A 14,223-nucleotide genomic window follows, 5' to 3' on the forward strand; every position below is an offset into this window, starting at 1 on the left:
CTTGCAATAGATTAACAAAATGTTTTTTTTCGTCAGTCAGTAAATTTTTTTTACTGAGGCGGTGTTGTCTTTTTAAAATCACTGTTTTAATCTGGCAATAAAGCCGAGTTGTTTGGCCATTCTTTGGGGTAACTTCCGCAACATCGTATGAGTATTAATCTATTATCACCTGCTTTTCGAGACGAGGCAAAAAAAACTGTTTTACTGGCTTTGCCTATCATTGTGGCCCAACTGGGTTCTATTCTGATGGGCGTAACCGATAATATCATGGTAGGCCACTATCTGGGTAAAATCGGTCTGGGTGTGGCAGGTATAGCCAATTCAATAGCTTTTCTTATATCGTCTATCGGTGTGGGTGGGTTGGCTGTTGTGGCGCCGCTTATCTCAAAAGCAAAAGCAGAGCAGAATGCCGCAGAGGTAAACCGGTTATTTCGGGCAGCCCTTTGGGCGGCCGGATGGTTCGGTCTTTTTATGTGTATCGTTGGTTTTTTGTGCATTACTTTCTTTGAAGTATTTCAGCAATCGGCCGAAATCAATGAAAAATCGCCCGCTTTTATGGGCATCATTCTGATTTCTAATATATTCACGTTTTTGTTTATTGCTTCCAAACAATTATCAGACGGACTTTCAAAAACCAAAGTTGCCATGATGATTACCATCATAGGGCTGGTTGTCAATTTTGTATTAAATGTACTTTTAATCAATGGGTATCTGGGTTTGCCTAAAATGGGGCTTAACGGAGCTGCAGTTTCTACACTTCTGACAAAGGCTCTGATGTTTATGGTGATGCTACTGTATTTATACAGGGCAAGCGCTTTTAAAGATTACCTGAAAAGTATTTATAACTCACTGCCGGTTGCCGATTTGGTGAAGCTGATTTTTAAGATTGGCGTACCCAGTGGTTTGCAGTTTTTCTTTGAGATTGCGGCCTTTTCGTTGGCAGTGGTGATGATGGGCTGGTTGGGCGAAACCCAGTTGGCTGCGCACCAGATTGCCATTAATATAGCCTCAACCACGTACATGATGGCCTCTGGGTTGGGTGTAGCCGGGGCTATCAGGGTAGGCGAGGGCAGGGGGCTGAGGAGCATCAGAAAGATAAAGATGTCTGGCAATGTGGCTTTGCTGCTGGTGGGTACTTTCATGACCATCATGATGTTGCTTATTATTGTGCTGAACCGTTTTCTGGTAGAATTGTATATATCAGATGCCGAAGTAATTGTGCTGGCCGGTAAGTTAATGCTCATAGCAGCTGTATTTCAGTTATCTGACGGCATACAGGTAGTGGCGCTGGGTATTCTGCGTGGCATTGCCGATGTAAATATTCCTACCTGGATTACCATGTTTGCCTATTGGGTTGTAGCTTTGCCACTAGGCTATTTTCTGGGTTTTAACCTCAAGCAAGATGCCGTCGGTATCTGGATTGGCCTCTTTGCCGGCTTAACCATTTCGGCCGGATTGCTCACTACAAGGTTCTATTATATGGTGGGCAAGCTGAAAAAGACTTAACATTATCAATTGGAATTACAAGATGCTTAAAAGTCACGAGTTGCTCAGGTCATATTATAACGAAAATCTGATTGAAGCAGGGCTTGACGAGGCCGGAAGGGGCTGTCTGGCCGGCCCGGTGGTGGCTGCCGCCGTTATTTTACCCAAAGATTATAAACATAACTGGCTGAATGACTCCAAACAATTAACCAAAACCCAGAGAAACAGCCTGCGTGTAGAAATAATGAAAGAGGCTGTTGCTTATCAGATAGCGGAGGCATCTGAAAAAGAAATTGATAAAATAAATATTCTGAAAGCCAGTTTTCTGGCCATGCACCGGGCGGTTGATGCCTTGGCTACCAGACCTGAACACCTGCTGATTGACGGTAATCGGTTTGTGCCTTATCCGCTTATTCCGCACACCTGCATTATTAAGGGAGATTCCAGGTTTTTATCCATAGCTGCCGCCTCAATTCTGGCCAAAACTTATCGCGACGACCTGATGGAAAAACTAAGCGCCGAGTATCCGCATTATAACTGGCATATCAATGCCGGGTATCCTACCACCCATCACCGGAACGCCATTCTGCAGCATGGGCTGTCGCCTTACCACCGGCTTACATTCAGGGGCGTAAAACAATAAAACCCCTGTAAAGTTGCCTCTACAAGGGTTTTACTTATAAAATCAGCGCTTAGAAAGAAAGAGTTTTCAGATAAGCGGCATCGTTTTTCATACTTTCAATCGGGCTAACCGGATATTGCTCCTGCTCAACCAGATAATATCTGATACCGGCATCTTTAGCGGCACGAATCAATTGTTTGTAGTCAATAATACCTTTTTCCAAATCGGTTTGTTTGGGTCTTGGGTCTTTGGTTTCCAATTGTTTAATATGGCAAAGTTCATAGCGTTTGCCGTATTCTTTCAAGTGCGCAAGCGTATCTTCGCCAGAGGCTTCAATCCAGCACATATCTAATTCAAAACATACTAAAGACGGGTCGGTATTCTCTAACAAAATACGTTGGCCTTTTACCCCGTTGGCATTCTGAAACGAGTATGAGTGATTGTGGTAGCCGTAACGCAAACCATATTTTTTGCAGGTTTCGCCATGCTGGGTAAAGGTTTCTGCTTTCTTTTTCCAGGCGTCTGCCGAGGGTTGCATCCCAATACCCGGGCAAATTACATAGCTTAAACCGGCTTCGGCACATTTGGCTATCATTTCCTCGTTGGTTTCCTGCAGCCCCAGGTGCGTACTCACCATTTTTACGCCTATATCAGACAAAAACGCTTTGGCATCTTTGGGCGACATTCCCCATAGCGGGTCTTGTGAATAGCTCTCAAAATATTTATAGCCCATATCGGCCAATTGTTTCATATAACCTCTTGGGTCTTTAGGCAGCACATCGCGTATACTATAAAGCTGGCAACCAAATTGTTTAAGGGTTTCTTTGGCATCTACTCTGTTTACTATAAGTGCCATAGCAGCCAAAGAAGCAGATTGCTGCAGGAATTTTCTGCGGTTAATATTCATAGTTTTGAAAGAAGGTTTGATTTTTAATAACACTTGGCAATTTAGCTGATTTTACAAAACCTTTAAGATTAAGATTATGATTTTTTTTTGTGAAAACGCTAGAGTAAACCGCTTTTGCTCATAAAAAAAGGCACAAGCAGCTATTTGCCTGTGCCTATAAATATAAAGTGCCTGAAATCTTAGCTTTCAAATATATTGCCCAGCCCGCCCAGAATTGAGCCGCTTTCTTTATTGGCATTGCCACCATAAGGCGACAGGCGCTGAATCAGCTTAGAAATCGGTAAAGATTGTATCCAGACCTTCCCTGTACCGCGAAGCGTTGCCAGGAAAAGACCCTCGCCACCAAAAATCATTGATTTAAGGCTGCCCGAACGCTCAATGTCAAACTGTAGCTGAGGCTCAAAGCCAACCACACAACCCGTATCAATACGAAGGGTTTCATTATTTAACTGCCGCTCAATTACCACACCACCTGAGTGGATAAAGGCCATGCCGTCGCCTTGTATTTTTTCAAGAATAAAGCCTTCGCCTCCAAAGAAACCCGAGCCCAGGCGTTGATTAAAATGTATTGAAATACTGGTGCCCTTAGCTGCGCACAAGAATGCGTCTTTTTGCACAATAAGCGTGTTGCCCATAATATTGGCCAGGTCAACAGCCTTGATAGTGCCCGGATACGGAGCGGCAAATGCCACTTTGCGCTTCATGTTTGAAGTTGTATTGGTAAAGTGGGTCATAAAAACAGACTCTCCCATTAACACCCTTGAGCCAGCCTGAAGCAATTTGCCGAAAATGCTTTGCTGAGGTTGCGAGCCGTCGCCCATTTTAGTTTCAAACTGTATGCCGTCTTCCATAAAAAGCATTGAACCGGCTTCTGCTATAACGGTTTCGTAAGGGTCCAGTTCTATTTCTACAATCTGGATATCTTCGCCAAATATTTTGTAATCAATTTCGTGAGAACGCATGTCTTTAATGGATTAAAATGATGAGGCGAATATATAGGTTTAAGAATAAAAACTTCAAAAAAAACTACATAAATGGGCAAGCGCCACATTGGAGTGGTTGTTTTTTTATATTGTTTTTTTCCAACCAATTGCCGGTATTCAGTATCATAGTAGAAAAACATTTTATAGACAGCAACAAAACGGCAGTTTTCAACGCAAACGGAAGGCTTAACGCTGGTGCAAATTAAATTTACAGGTTTTATGAAAAAGTTAATGGTAATTATGCTGGTTGCATTGGCAACCGCGTGCTCAAAAGAGACGGCAGAGCCTCAGGCCAATTTAGGTGGCAAAATTGAAATGTCTTACGCGCAGGCAGTAATGCTTCAGGAAGGCGTATCTGTAAAGGTTACAAAAATAGAAGACAGCCGCTGCCCCAAAAATGTGGTATGTGTTTGGGCAGGTATGGTAAAGGTTTATTTCAGTGTTACTGAAAACAACGTTACCAAAGATGCCTCGGTAGAGTTATACGCCGACAACTCAAAAACCCCCAGAACAACTGTTATATTAAATGGAACAACTTATGCAATTGAAGTAACTGAGGTTTCTCCGTATCCGTCAACGCCAGACCCTATCAGTCTTGAAAATTACCGAATCATCTTTACAATTAAAAAGGTGTAAAAACAATTAAAGCCGGCTACCTAGCCGGCTTTAATTGTTTAATCAGGCCTGAGGTTCTGGTGATGGCGGTGTCTGGCTACCGGTATTTCTGGCAAAAAAATCCTGCAGAAATTTCTCAATACCCGGAAAATGTTCTTTCAGTGCTTCGGCTCCTTCAGTTTTCAGTTTCTCGAAATACTCAGGCGCTTTGTCAATGGCGCCTTCGGCCTCATCTTTTAGTTTACCGGCTTTGTCTTTCAGGTTTTCAAGGGCCTTTTCGCCCTCTTCGGTTTGTAAATATTTGTGTAATGCTACCCCTGCAACTGCTCCGAGTACAAAAGTGGCCAGATGTTTTGCGTTAATCATGGTCTTAATATATGCTTTAGTTTAAAATCATACTTTATTATAAAACGAAATTATCTGATAAAAGTGTCTGAAACTTGGTCAGATAATCTATATTTTTGTCTAAGCTAATAATGTTCTATTGATGACTGATAACTTGATTGATACCTACGCCAGAATACTATTTGATTACCATTTTCTTAAACAAACAATTAAAAAGGCCGACTGCATTTTTGTTTTAGGTAGCCATGACCCCTCAGTGGCCGACTACGCCTCTCAACTTTACCACAACGGCATGGCTCCATTTATTATTTTTTCGGGTGGGGTTGTGAGGCCGGCCGGCGAATTACGAAACACAGTGCCCAAAACAGAGGCCGAGGCTTTCTTTGACATTGCAGTTAAAAAAGGAGTGCCACCCCATGCCATTATTCTGGAAAATGAGGCTACAAACACAGGCGAGAACTTTATATTTACCAAGAAACTAATACAGGCTCAGCAGCTTAACTTCGGCAGCTTTATTCTGGTGCAGAAGCCGTATATGATCAGGCGAACCTATGCAACCGCTATGGTTCAGTTTAAAGAGTTTGATTTTGTGGTTTCTGCTATTGCTGATTCGTACGACACCTACCTGAGCCGTTGCGCACAAAACGGCATCAGCAAAGAAAGGGTAATCAGCAACATGACCGGAGACCTGCAACGGTTGAAAATTTACCCCGAAAGAGGGTTTCTGATACCCATGGATATTCCTGAAGAGGTATGGAATGCCTATGAAAAACTAATTGAAGCAGGCTATGAAGGGCGCATGGCAAGCTGAATTTTTTCCGCCCAATAAAATAATCGGCAAAAAAATCCATGTTTTTATTTTAAACCAGAATTTCAGAATTAATATTGCCCTGTTGACAGCATAACAAGCGTGCAGGCTTCTAAAGGCTCTATATTGTTTTTTGCAAGTAGGTCTTCAAATTCTGTATTTTCGGTTCCTGGGTTAAATATTACTCTTTTGGGTTTCAGACCCACAATGTAATCGTAATATTCAGGCTGGTGTTTCGGGCTTACATACATAGTTACGGTATCAATGCCATCCAGGTTTGGTTTGCTTGTCTGTATTTCTTTATTACCGATATTCCCTGTATCTCTACCTATCAGTTCAATTTCATGACCGTGATTCAGCAATCTGTTGGCTGCCAGGAATGCATATCGGGCGGGGTCGGTTGATGCACCAATGATTAATGTTTTTTTTGACATTGTCTTAATCTGTTATAGTTAAATAACATTACCCAAAGCCGGTTTTGTTCCTTAAAAATACATTAAGCAAGCCCATAAGAACAATTTACCGAATGAAATGCTGTTTAATATGCGAGGATAATCCTGTCTGATGTGGTGTACTACCTATTTTGCTGGCATAACTTTTTTGCATTGATTGAATATAGTTAAGATTAAATTTTTTTGTGATGAACCGAGGACTGAATAGCGAAAAAAATGCCCTGTGGGCAGAACGATGGACCCCCGTTGTAATAAATGTAGAAGGTGTTGAGAACCCTCCCCGTTATGAGGTCTCAAATTTTGGCAGGCTGCGCAGCCTGCAGAGTGACGTGAAAGGAACAATTATCAAAGGCTCGGTTATACAGGGCTACAGGTCTCTGAATGTGAGGCTGCCTAAAGGAAAAACGTTTAACCGTTATATCCACAAGCTTGTTGCCGAAACCTTTGTAAAAAGAGAAAGCCCCGACCATAAGTTTGTAATACACCTGGACTTCGATAAGATGAACAACCATTTTGAAAACCTGAAATGGGTAACCAAAGAAGAAATGGTTGAGCATAACCGTGAGAATCCCGCAGTGAAAAACAAACCGGTACCCAGAAACACCAAAAATTATAAACTGACAGAGACGAAAGTGCGCATGATAAAAAAGATGTTGCAGAATGAAAATACACGCCTGAAAATGATAGCCAAGCAGTTTGGTATTACTCACACACAATTGAACCGCATACGCTCAGGAGAAAACTGGGGGCATTTAAAATTAGACGAATAATTGCACCTCTATTAATGCCCTGTGCAAATGGGCAGCTAACCCAAAAAGGCCTCCAAAGAATGCAGCTTTGTTAAACTGCCACAATGCTTAAGGTATATGCAGTGCTTTTAGTATGGTATTGGTAATTTCAACTCGGTCGGCGCCAAAAGATGGTAGTTTCTTATCTACCGGTTTATATACTCTGGTAACAAAAAAATAGGTGTTGGATTTGGCTTCTATGTAGCCAATAAACCAGCCTATATCGGTAGGTGGGAAATTAGACCATCCGGTTTTTGCACGTAGCAGGTATTCCGGAGTTTGCTCGCGAATCATTATTTTCTTTACGATGTCAAACGTCCTTTTGGAGAACGGCAGTTTTTCTTCATGAAGTTTTACTAAAAATTCAAGCTGGTTTTTGGGCGAAATCAGCATGCTTGAGCCCAGCCAGAAGGTTGTAAGCCCCCCACTTATATCTTGGTTTCCGTAATTACAGGCTTTCAGATATTTCCGGTATTTGTCTTCGCCTATTCGTCGGGCAAGCTCCTGATAAAACCAGACCGTTGAGTTCTTGTAGGCATTCTTCAGGTCATGGTCGGCATTCCATGCACTTTGCGACCGCTCCTGCCCGTCCCATTTAATTATTTCATTTTCATCTTTAATGGCTCCGGTTTCCAGGGCAATCAGAGAATTTAGTATTTTAAAAGTTGAGGCTGGCGAAGTTGCTTTTAAAAACTCTCCCTTATCACTTACAAGATATTCTTTCTTTTGGTAGTTGTACATAAAAAAACCACCTTCAAGGTCTTTTTCTTTAAAATAAGAGCTGAAATCCTGAACTTTCTGCGCAGAAATATCAAATAATACGCCAAGAGAAAAAATAAAAGCAAGTAGTTTTTTCATTCTAAAGAAGCGCGGGTTAATTTTGGAATGGTTTCTAACAAAAATACGCAAAAGAGACAAGAAATATAGATGGGATTATTCAATTTCTGAAGATATTTTTATTCTTTTTTGTGAGAAACAACCCAAATAAGCTGATTGTGGAAAAGACTTAAAGGCCGCTTAAATATGAATCTGAAAGTACTGTGTTTCGGGATAACCCGCGATATCATCGGGCAGTTTGAGTATAAGGTCTCATTGCCTGCCAATGCCACTGTGGCCGACCTCAAAAATCACTTGGCCGTACAGTTTCCGGCTTTTGGCAAATTGAAATCGTTACGTATTGCACTGAACGAAGCGTATGCCGAAGACCCCATGCTATTAAAGGAAAACGATGAAATAGTGCTGATTCCCCCGGTTAGTGGCGGATAATTGTGGCGTTAATAAATTTAAAAAATGATTGACATTCAACTATTGCATACAGCGCTATCTGAACAGGCCTGCCTCGACTTTGTAAAAACAGCCGATGCCGGTGGTATTGTAACTTTCGTAGGTACAGTACGAAACGCCACCCAAGGCAAAGCAGTAGTGCGGCTTGATTTTGAAGCCTATGAGCCTATGGCAATATCAGAAATGAAGAAAATTGCTGAGGCAGCCCTGGTAGCTTTTTCATTAAAGAAAATTGCTATTCATCATAGGGTGGGTACGCTTTCAATAGGAGAAGTGCCCGTGGTAATTGCAGTGTCGGCGGCTCATAGGAAGGCCGCGTTCGACGCCTGCGAATATGTAATTGATACCCTGAAAGAAACCGTGCCTATCTGGAAAAAAGAAATATTTGAAGATGGTGAAATATGGGTATCTTCCACACCCTGATAGCACTTCTGTTACCGGGCTTCCAGCTTAAAATCTCTTTTGCCACCTGTTTTCTCAATCAAACGGGTTTCTTTGATGATAATATTATGAGAGAATGCCTTACACATATCATAAATAGTGAGTGCTGCTACGCTGGCGCCTGTAAGCGCTTCCATTTCTACACCGGTTTTACCTGTCAGTGAGGCAGTGCATTCTATTACTATTTCTTTCTGCGCATTAACGCTAATATTTACCTGGCAGTTTTCCAACCCCAGCGGATGGCAAAGAGGTATCAGCTCTCCTGTACGTTTGGCAGCCATTACCCCGGCAATAATGGCTGTCTGAAACACCGGCCCTTTTCTGGTGTGTATTTCGTTTTGTTGCAATTGGGCAAGTATCTCATCATCTACCACCACAATGCTGCGTGCTTTTGCCAGCCGTCTGCTGATTTGCTTTTCTCCTACATCTACCATGGTAGGGTTTCCGTTGGCGTCTATATGTGTAAATTCTGACATATTCTCTATTGTTTTTTCTGTAAAATACCCAATTCGCTATACCACACCTCTTCGCTTTCCAGCATTCTTCTGATAACCTCTGCAATAAAGTCTTTATTTTCAAAAAAATGATAACCCATTATCTGGTTAATGTCTGCCGGTAGAATCTCCAGTATTTTCTGGCGGTATCGGGCATAAGTATCAAAAGGTACTTCTCTTTTTTTGCGCTTCAGGCAATTATCGCAAATGCCACAGCTGGTCTCGGTAAATTCATCAAAATACTCTTGCAAAAACTGCATACGGCAAAGACGTTGTTCCTGAGCAAACTGCACTACGGCTTCTACTTTTTCTATTTCTTTCTTTTTACGTCGTTCAAATTCAACACGGTTAATCGAAAGATAGTCGGCATCCTGCCTTGCCGTCAGAAAAGTAAGTTGCGGGCTGCTTTTCTGTTTCTGGTAATCGGCTATTCCTGCCTGATTCAGGTACATAAGCATTTTTTCAACTTCACCGGGTTGCGCATAGAAATTCCGGCCTATGGCGCTTTCAGATATAGTGGTGAAGTCGGTAAACAAATGCCCACCATACATACGTAGCAGCAATTTAGTAAACCTGTCGTAACTCTCGTTTTTAATCTGAAAGTTATATAACTCATGATTATCAACCTTGAAACGGAACTTCGAGGGGCTGAAATACGAGTCGCTTAGCTGAATGAGCCCTTCGTCTTCGAGTTTTTTCAGGGCATGGTGTGTATCGTTGGCCATCAACCCGAAAGTGCCTATGAACTCCTGAAAATCAAAATCATAACTTTCAAAGTTTTCGCCACCCATTGCCAGCCTGAAGTAGTTAGCCAATGCCTGATACGTTCGTTTAAGCGCTTCAATAGGCGGATACTTCTGCTCAACCTGCTTGTAAATATCCTTCAGGTCAGCTTTAAAATATAACAGAATGGCGTAAGACTTCAGCCCGTCACGCCCTGCCCGCCCAGATTCCTGATAATAGGCCTCCAGGTTTTCAGGCAGGTCCAGGTGCACAACCACCCGCACGTCGGGTTTGTCAATACCCATGCCAAATGCGTTGGTAGCCACAATAACCCTTACCTGATTTTTTATCCAGGCTTCCTGTTTTCTGAAGCGCTCAGCCATTGAAAGCCCGGCATGGTAGTACTCAGACCTGATACGGTTGCTATTCAGCCAGTCCGAAATCTCTTTGGTTCTTCTGCGGCTTCGCACATACACAATAGCGCAGCCTTGTACTTTCATGAGTATCTCAAAGAGTTTACGTTCTTTGCTTTCCTCGCAAAAAGCCGAGTAAGAAATGTTTGGCCGGGCAAAACTCTGCTGGAAAATCTGAGTATTCTGAAAACCCAGTTTTTGGATAATATCCTGCTTTACATCTTTTGTTGCCGTTGCCGTAAGGGCTATCATAGGCGCCTTGGGCGCAAATTTTCTGAATTCCGGAATTTTAAGATACGGCGGGCGGAAATCGTACCCCCATTGAGAAACACAGTGGGCTTCATCAACCGCCAGTAAGCACACTTTCATACGTTTGGTGCGCTCTTGCATAATCTCAGTCAGTAAGCGCTCGGGCGACACATACAAAAACTTGAAGTCGCCATATACAAAGTTATCCAGAGTATAGTCAATCTCTGTCCGGTGCATGCCTGAGTAAATGGCTGCTGCCTTAATACCGCGTCTTTTCAACTGTTCAACCTGATCTTTCATCAGGGCAATCAGCGGAGTTATAACAATGCAAACACCGTCCATTTGCATGGCAGGTACCTGAAAACAAACAGATTTGCCACCACCTGTAGGCATTATAGCCAGGGTGTCGTTTCCTTGCAGCACAGAATTAATGATGTTTTCCTGTAATGGCCGGAACGAATCATACTGCCAGTATTTCAGTAATATTTCTTTTGATGCTTGCATCGTTCAAAACGCAGTTTCCGTCTAACATGCAAAGATACAGAGTTCGGCCGTTAATATATTAACTCAAGCCCGTGTATAAAAGATGTTTATTTATTTAAACAAGGGTGGAGTAAAACCAAAATTAACCGCCGATAAACTTAACGTACCAGGTATAACGTGTATCAATCAATAAATCTGCCTTTCAGTTTATACAAAATGTGATTTTATGCGTTAGAATTTATACCTTGTATAGAATTTTGTCAGCAACCTAAACCTGGCAGATTACGTAATTTAAAATAGACTTTGAAAAACAGGAATTGATATAAAAATATGAGAAAACTTTACCTTTCCGGCTTACTGGCTTTTACCGTCATGTCAGCGCTGGCTCAAAAGCCAAATAGCCCACGTGATAAAGACCTTGCAAAACCCAACACCGGCAAAATAGAGTTTATGAAGGGCAATATGATAGTGTGCCCCGGCGATTTTGTTGATGCTAACACCTACGTGCCTCCGGCTAAAGATGTTCAAGCCGCCCTGAAAGCAAAAAGCTCAAGAACAACAGCGGCTACTTCAACCACATTTATAGTTACCTATGAAGGGTTTACACCAGAAGCGCAAAAGGCATTTCAGCAGGCGGTAGATATATGGGCATCTATACTTAGTTCGCCGGTGCCTATCCGTGTGCTTGCCATCTGGCATGACATCCAAAGCAACAGTGCCACCAGTACTATTCTGGGGCAGGCAAGCCCGGCCGATTTTACACGCAATTTTCCCGGGCAGCAAAAATCAGGTACCTGGTATCCGATTGCCCTTGCTGAAAAAATTGCAGGAAAAGAACTTAACTCAATTAATGAATATGATATAAGAGCAGAGTTTAACAGTTCTGCTAACTGGTATTTAGGTAGTGGCGCTCCGGCCCGTAATCAGTTCGACTTCACATCCGTTGTATTACATGAGCTGTGCCATGGCCTGGGCTTTACCTCTTCCATGAGTTCAACGGCTACCTCTACAACGGCATCGTGGGGGTATAGCACCGGATACCCGATTATTTTTGACCAGTTTATGGAAAACGGCACCGGCCAGAAATTACTTAATACCACTTTGTTCGCCAATCCGTCTTCTGCATTGCGTCAGCAGTTAATAGGAAACAATCTTTTTTTTAACAGCCCGATGTCTCAGATGAAAGGGGACGAAAAACCCAAGCTTTATGCACCAATTGTGTATGAGCCGGGGTCCAGCGTTTCTCACCTTGACGATAACACTTATACATCGGGTAATGATAATTCCTTAATGACCTCCAGAGCCAGTTTGCGTGAGGTAATTCGTGACCCCGGCCCACTGGTACGCAATATGTTTGCTGATATGGGCTGGAAGAGCACCTCTCTGGTGCATACACCTGTTAAAAGCATTGAAAACTTTGTTTCCAGTGTAAAGATATCGGCTAAAATAACGAGTGACACCACGCTGGTGGCAGGCAGTGCCAAGTTGTATTATTCAGAAGACGATTCCATCAGTAAGGCCAAGGTTCTTGATTTGGTACGTGTGGGCAATACTGACGAATACACTGCCACTATTCCGGTTAGTAAACCCGGTGCGGTTATCAGATATTATCTGGTAGTACAAGACAACTACAAACGCACCAATACTTCTCCGGCGGAAGCGCCATCAAAAGGCTTTTATGGTTTTCAGGTAGGCGCAGCAGATATTTCAGCGCCATTTGTAACGGCTGTTCCGCTTACTTTTGTGCCACCTGCAACAAAGCCGGATGTTTTTCTGAACGCCGAAGACGACTTTGAACACGGTATAGATACTGTTTACGTAGAGTATCTGGTGAATGGGCAGGCAAAACCGGCTGTTGGTTTGAAAAAGTATAATCCGGAAACAGACGACAAGCGTTATTCGCAGGGAAGAAATGATGTATATGCCTATCTTGGCAAAGAACTCTTTGGCAACCTGCAAAAAGGAGACCGCGTTTTGTATAGAATTGTGGCCAGTGATAATTCAAAGAACAAAAACACCACAATTATTCCTTCATACTTTAATACACCCGGCAAAAATGTAACGCTTTCGCCTGATTACTTTGAGTTTGTGGTTACAGACCTGAACACGCAAGTGCCGGTGAGAGAATACAGCACCGATTTTAATACCCCTAATGCTGATTTTATCGGAATCGGGGGATGGGATATCCGGCAGCCATCCGGATTTGACGACGGTGGTTTGCACTCGGCGCATCCCTATAAAAACGGTGGAAACGAGTATCTGGAATCAAATACAATGGCCTTGTTCTTAAAGCCTATTGAATTGAAAAATCAGAAAGATTCTGCCAATATTACTTTTGATGAAATTGTTTTGGTTGAGCCCGGTGAAGCCGGCGCCTCATACGGAAGTACCAATTTCTTTGATTATGTGGTGGTAGAAGGCTCTTATGACGGTGGAGCATCTTGGGAACCCTTTGAAGATGGGTATGATGTGTCTTACAATAGTGAGTGGGTAAAGACTTATAATAATTTTGAGGAAAGTACGTATATAAATCAGGATGGCGAAACAGAAAAAGTTAATGATTCAAAAGGGGTAGGAAAGCAAAGCCTTTTTAGAACCAGAACTATCAAGATGCTTAACAGTGGTACTTTTGTAGCCGGAGAAACCATTTTGTTGCGCTTCAGATTGTTTAGCGACCAGTTGGTTCATGGCTGGGGCTGGGCTATTGATAACCTGAAAATACAGATGAAACCACCCGCACCGATACTGGCTGTTGAACCCGGTCTTGAAAAAACAATTACACTGGCACCGAATCCATCACCTGACGAAATCCAGATTACAGCCACCCTGCCCAAACCGGGCCGTGTGAAAATGGAAGTAATGGGGGCTAACGGCAAAAAAATGATGGACCGTGAGTACCTAACCGATATTAGTATGTTTTACGAGAAAATAGATGTAAGAAGTTTGAATGCAGGTACCTATCTGGTGCGTTTGCATACGGAAAACGGCATTATTGTAAAAAGATTTGTGGTGAGCCATTAATTAAGTATTAATACATTATACCGACGGAGTCTGTTCCTGCATTTGGGACAGACTCCTTTTTTTTCTGATTCAGGGCAATCAGAAAAAATAAGGAATGAATAATTGAATTT

15 protein-coding genes are annotated in these 14,223 nt (G+C 42.5%); 8 read left to right on the forward strand and 7 right to left on the reverse strand.

The annotated features are described in order from the left end of the window. The first annotated feature begins 147 nt into the window (after positions 1 to 147). Both MB380_RS01625 and MB380_RS01630 read left to right on the forward strand, forming a co-directional pair. Entirely contained in the window at positions 148 to 1,506 is a 1,359-nt protein-coding gene (locus MB380_RS01625) for an MATE family efflux transporter (protein WP_253532536.1), read from the forward strand. A 40-nt stretch (positions 1,507 to 1,546) separates the two neighbouring features. Continuing rightward, entirely contained in the window at positions 1,547 to 2,128 is a 582-nt protein-coding gene (locus MB380_RS01630) for a ribonuclease HII (RefSeq protein ID WP_253535499.1), read from the forward strand. Between the two features lie 49 nt (positions 2,129 to 2,177). Here MB380_RS01630 and MB380_RS01635 read toward each other — a convergent pair whose 3' ends face one another. Then, complete coding sequence (locus MB380_RS01635) at positions 2,178 to 3,014, reverse strand: sugar phosphate isomerase/epimerase (protein WP_253532538.1); 837 nt, start codon at positions 3,012 to 3,014, stop codon at positions 2,178 to 2,180. A gap of 179 nt (positions 3,015 to 3,193) precedes the next feature. Continuing rightward, positions 3,194 to 3,976 (reverse strand): TIGR00266 family protein, encoded by a 783-nt coding sequence (locus tag MB380_RS01640; protein WP_101726884.1) that lies wholly within the window; start codon positions 3,974 to 3,976, stop codon positions 3,194 to 3,196. Between the two features lie 240 nt (positions 3,977 to 4,216). On the opposite strand from MB380_RS01640, the gene MB380_RS01645 reads away from it, so the two are divergent. Next, entirely contained in the window at positions 4,217 to 4,633 is a 417-nt protein-coding gene (locus MB380_RS01645; RefSeq protein WP_253532540.1) for a hypothetical protein, read from the forward strand. Between the two features lie 42 nt (positions 4,634 to 4,675). Here MB380_RS01645 and MB380_RS01650 read toward each other — a convergent pair whose 3' ends face one another. Beyond that, positions 4,676 to 4,978, reverse strand: a complete 303-nt coding sequence (locus tag MB380_RS01650; protein ID WP_253532542.1) for a YtxH domain-containing protein — start codon at positions 4,976 to 4,978, stop codon at positions 4,676 to 4,678. Positions 4,979 to 5,099: 121 nt separating this feature from the next. Between MB380_RS01650 and MB380_RS01655 the strand changes: the two genes are divergently transcribed. Beyond that, the gene (locus tag MB380_RS01655) at positions 5,100 to 5,768 is read left to right on the forward strand and encodes a YdcF family protein (protein ID WP_253532543.1); all 669 of its coding nucleotides are present in this window, start codon (positions 5,100 to 5,102) and stop codon (positions 5,766 to 5,768) included. Positions 5,769 to 5,836: 68 nt separating this feature from the next. On the opposite strand, the gene MB380_RS01660 is transcribed toward MB380_RS01655, so the two are convergent. Next, a complete protein-coding gene (locus MB380_RS01660) occupies positions 5,837 to 6,199 on the reverse strand; it encodes a CoA-binding protein (RefSeq protein ID WP_253532546.1) in 363 nt (120 codons plus the stop codon). A 206-nt stretch (positions 6,200 to 6,405) separates the two neighbouring features. On the opposite strand from MB380_RS01660, the gene MB380_RS01665 reads away from it, so the two are divergent. Further along, entirely contained in the window at positions 6,406 to 6,987 is a 582-nt protein-coding gene (locus MB380_RS01665) for an NUMOD4 domain-containing protein (RefSeq protein ID WP_253532547.1), read from the forward strand. Positions 6,988 to 7,074: 87 nt separating this feature from the next. Here the strand turns inward: MB380_RS01665 and blaOXA are convergent, their stop codons facing one another. Then, positions 7,075 to 7,863, reverse strand: a complete 789-nt coding sequence (blaOXA, locus tag MB380_RS01670) for a class D beta-lactamase (RefSeq protein ID WP_253532551.1) — start codon at positions 7,861 to 7,863, stop codon at positions 7,075 to 7,077. Positions 7,864 to 8,028: 165 nt separating this feature from the next. On the opposite strand from blaOXA, the gene moaD reads away from it, so the two are divergent. Both moaD and MB380_RS01680 read left to right on the forward strand, forming a co-directional pair. Further along, entirely contained in the window at positions 8,029 to 8,271 is a 243-nt protein-coding gene (gene moaD / locus MB380_RS01675) for a molybdopterin converting factor subunit 1 (protein WP_253532554.1), read from the forward strand. A gap of 24 nt (positions 8,272 to 8,295) precedes the next feature. Then, complete coding sequence (locus MB380_RS01680) at positions 8,296 to 8,712, forward strand: molybdenum cofactor biosynthesis protein MoaE (protein ID WP_253532556.1); 417 nt, start codon at positions 8,296 to 8,298, stop codon at positions 8,710 to 8,712. 11 nt (positions 8,713 to 8,723) lie between these two features. Here MB380_RS01680 and moaC read toward each other — a convergent pair whose 3' ends face one another. Together moaC and MB380_RS01690 are read right to left on the reverse strand one after the other, a co-directional pair. After that, positions 8,724 to 9,206: a cyclic pyranopterin monophosphate synthase MoaC gene (gene moaC, locus MB380_RS01685; RefSeq protein ID WP_253532559.1), complete on the reverse strand. Its 483-nt coding sequence runs from the start codon at positions 9,204 to 9,206 to the stop codon at positions 8,724 to 8,726. A 5-nt stretch (positions 9,207 to 9,211) separates the two neighbouring features. After that, entirely contained in the window at positions 9,212 to 11,113 is a 1,902-nt protein-coding gene (locus MB380_RS01690) for an ATP-dependent DNA helicase RecQ (RefSeq protein ID WP_253532562.1), read from the reverse strand. A 309-nt stretch (positions 11,114 to 11,422) separates the two neighbouring features. Here MB380_RS01690 and MB380_RS01695 point away from each other — a divergent pair, with 309 nt between their 5' ends. Beyond that, positions 11,423 to 14,113 (forward strand): T9SS type A sorting domain-containing protein, encoded by a 2,691-nt coding sequence (locus MB380_RS01695; protein ID WP_253532565.1) that lies wholly within the window; start codon positions 11,423 to 11,425, stop codon positions 14,111 to 14,113. The last annotated feature ends 110 nt before the right edge of the window (positions 14,114 to 14,223 follow it).

The organism is Emticicia sp. 21SJ11W-3 (assembly GCF_024138715.1).
In the GTDB taxonomy this organism is placed as follows: domain Bacteria; phylum Bacteroidota; class Bacteroidia; order Cytophagales; family Spirosomataceae; genus Emticicia; species Emticicia fluvialis.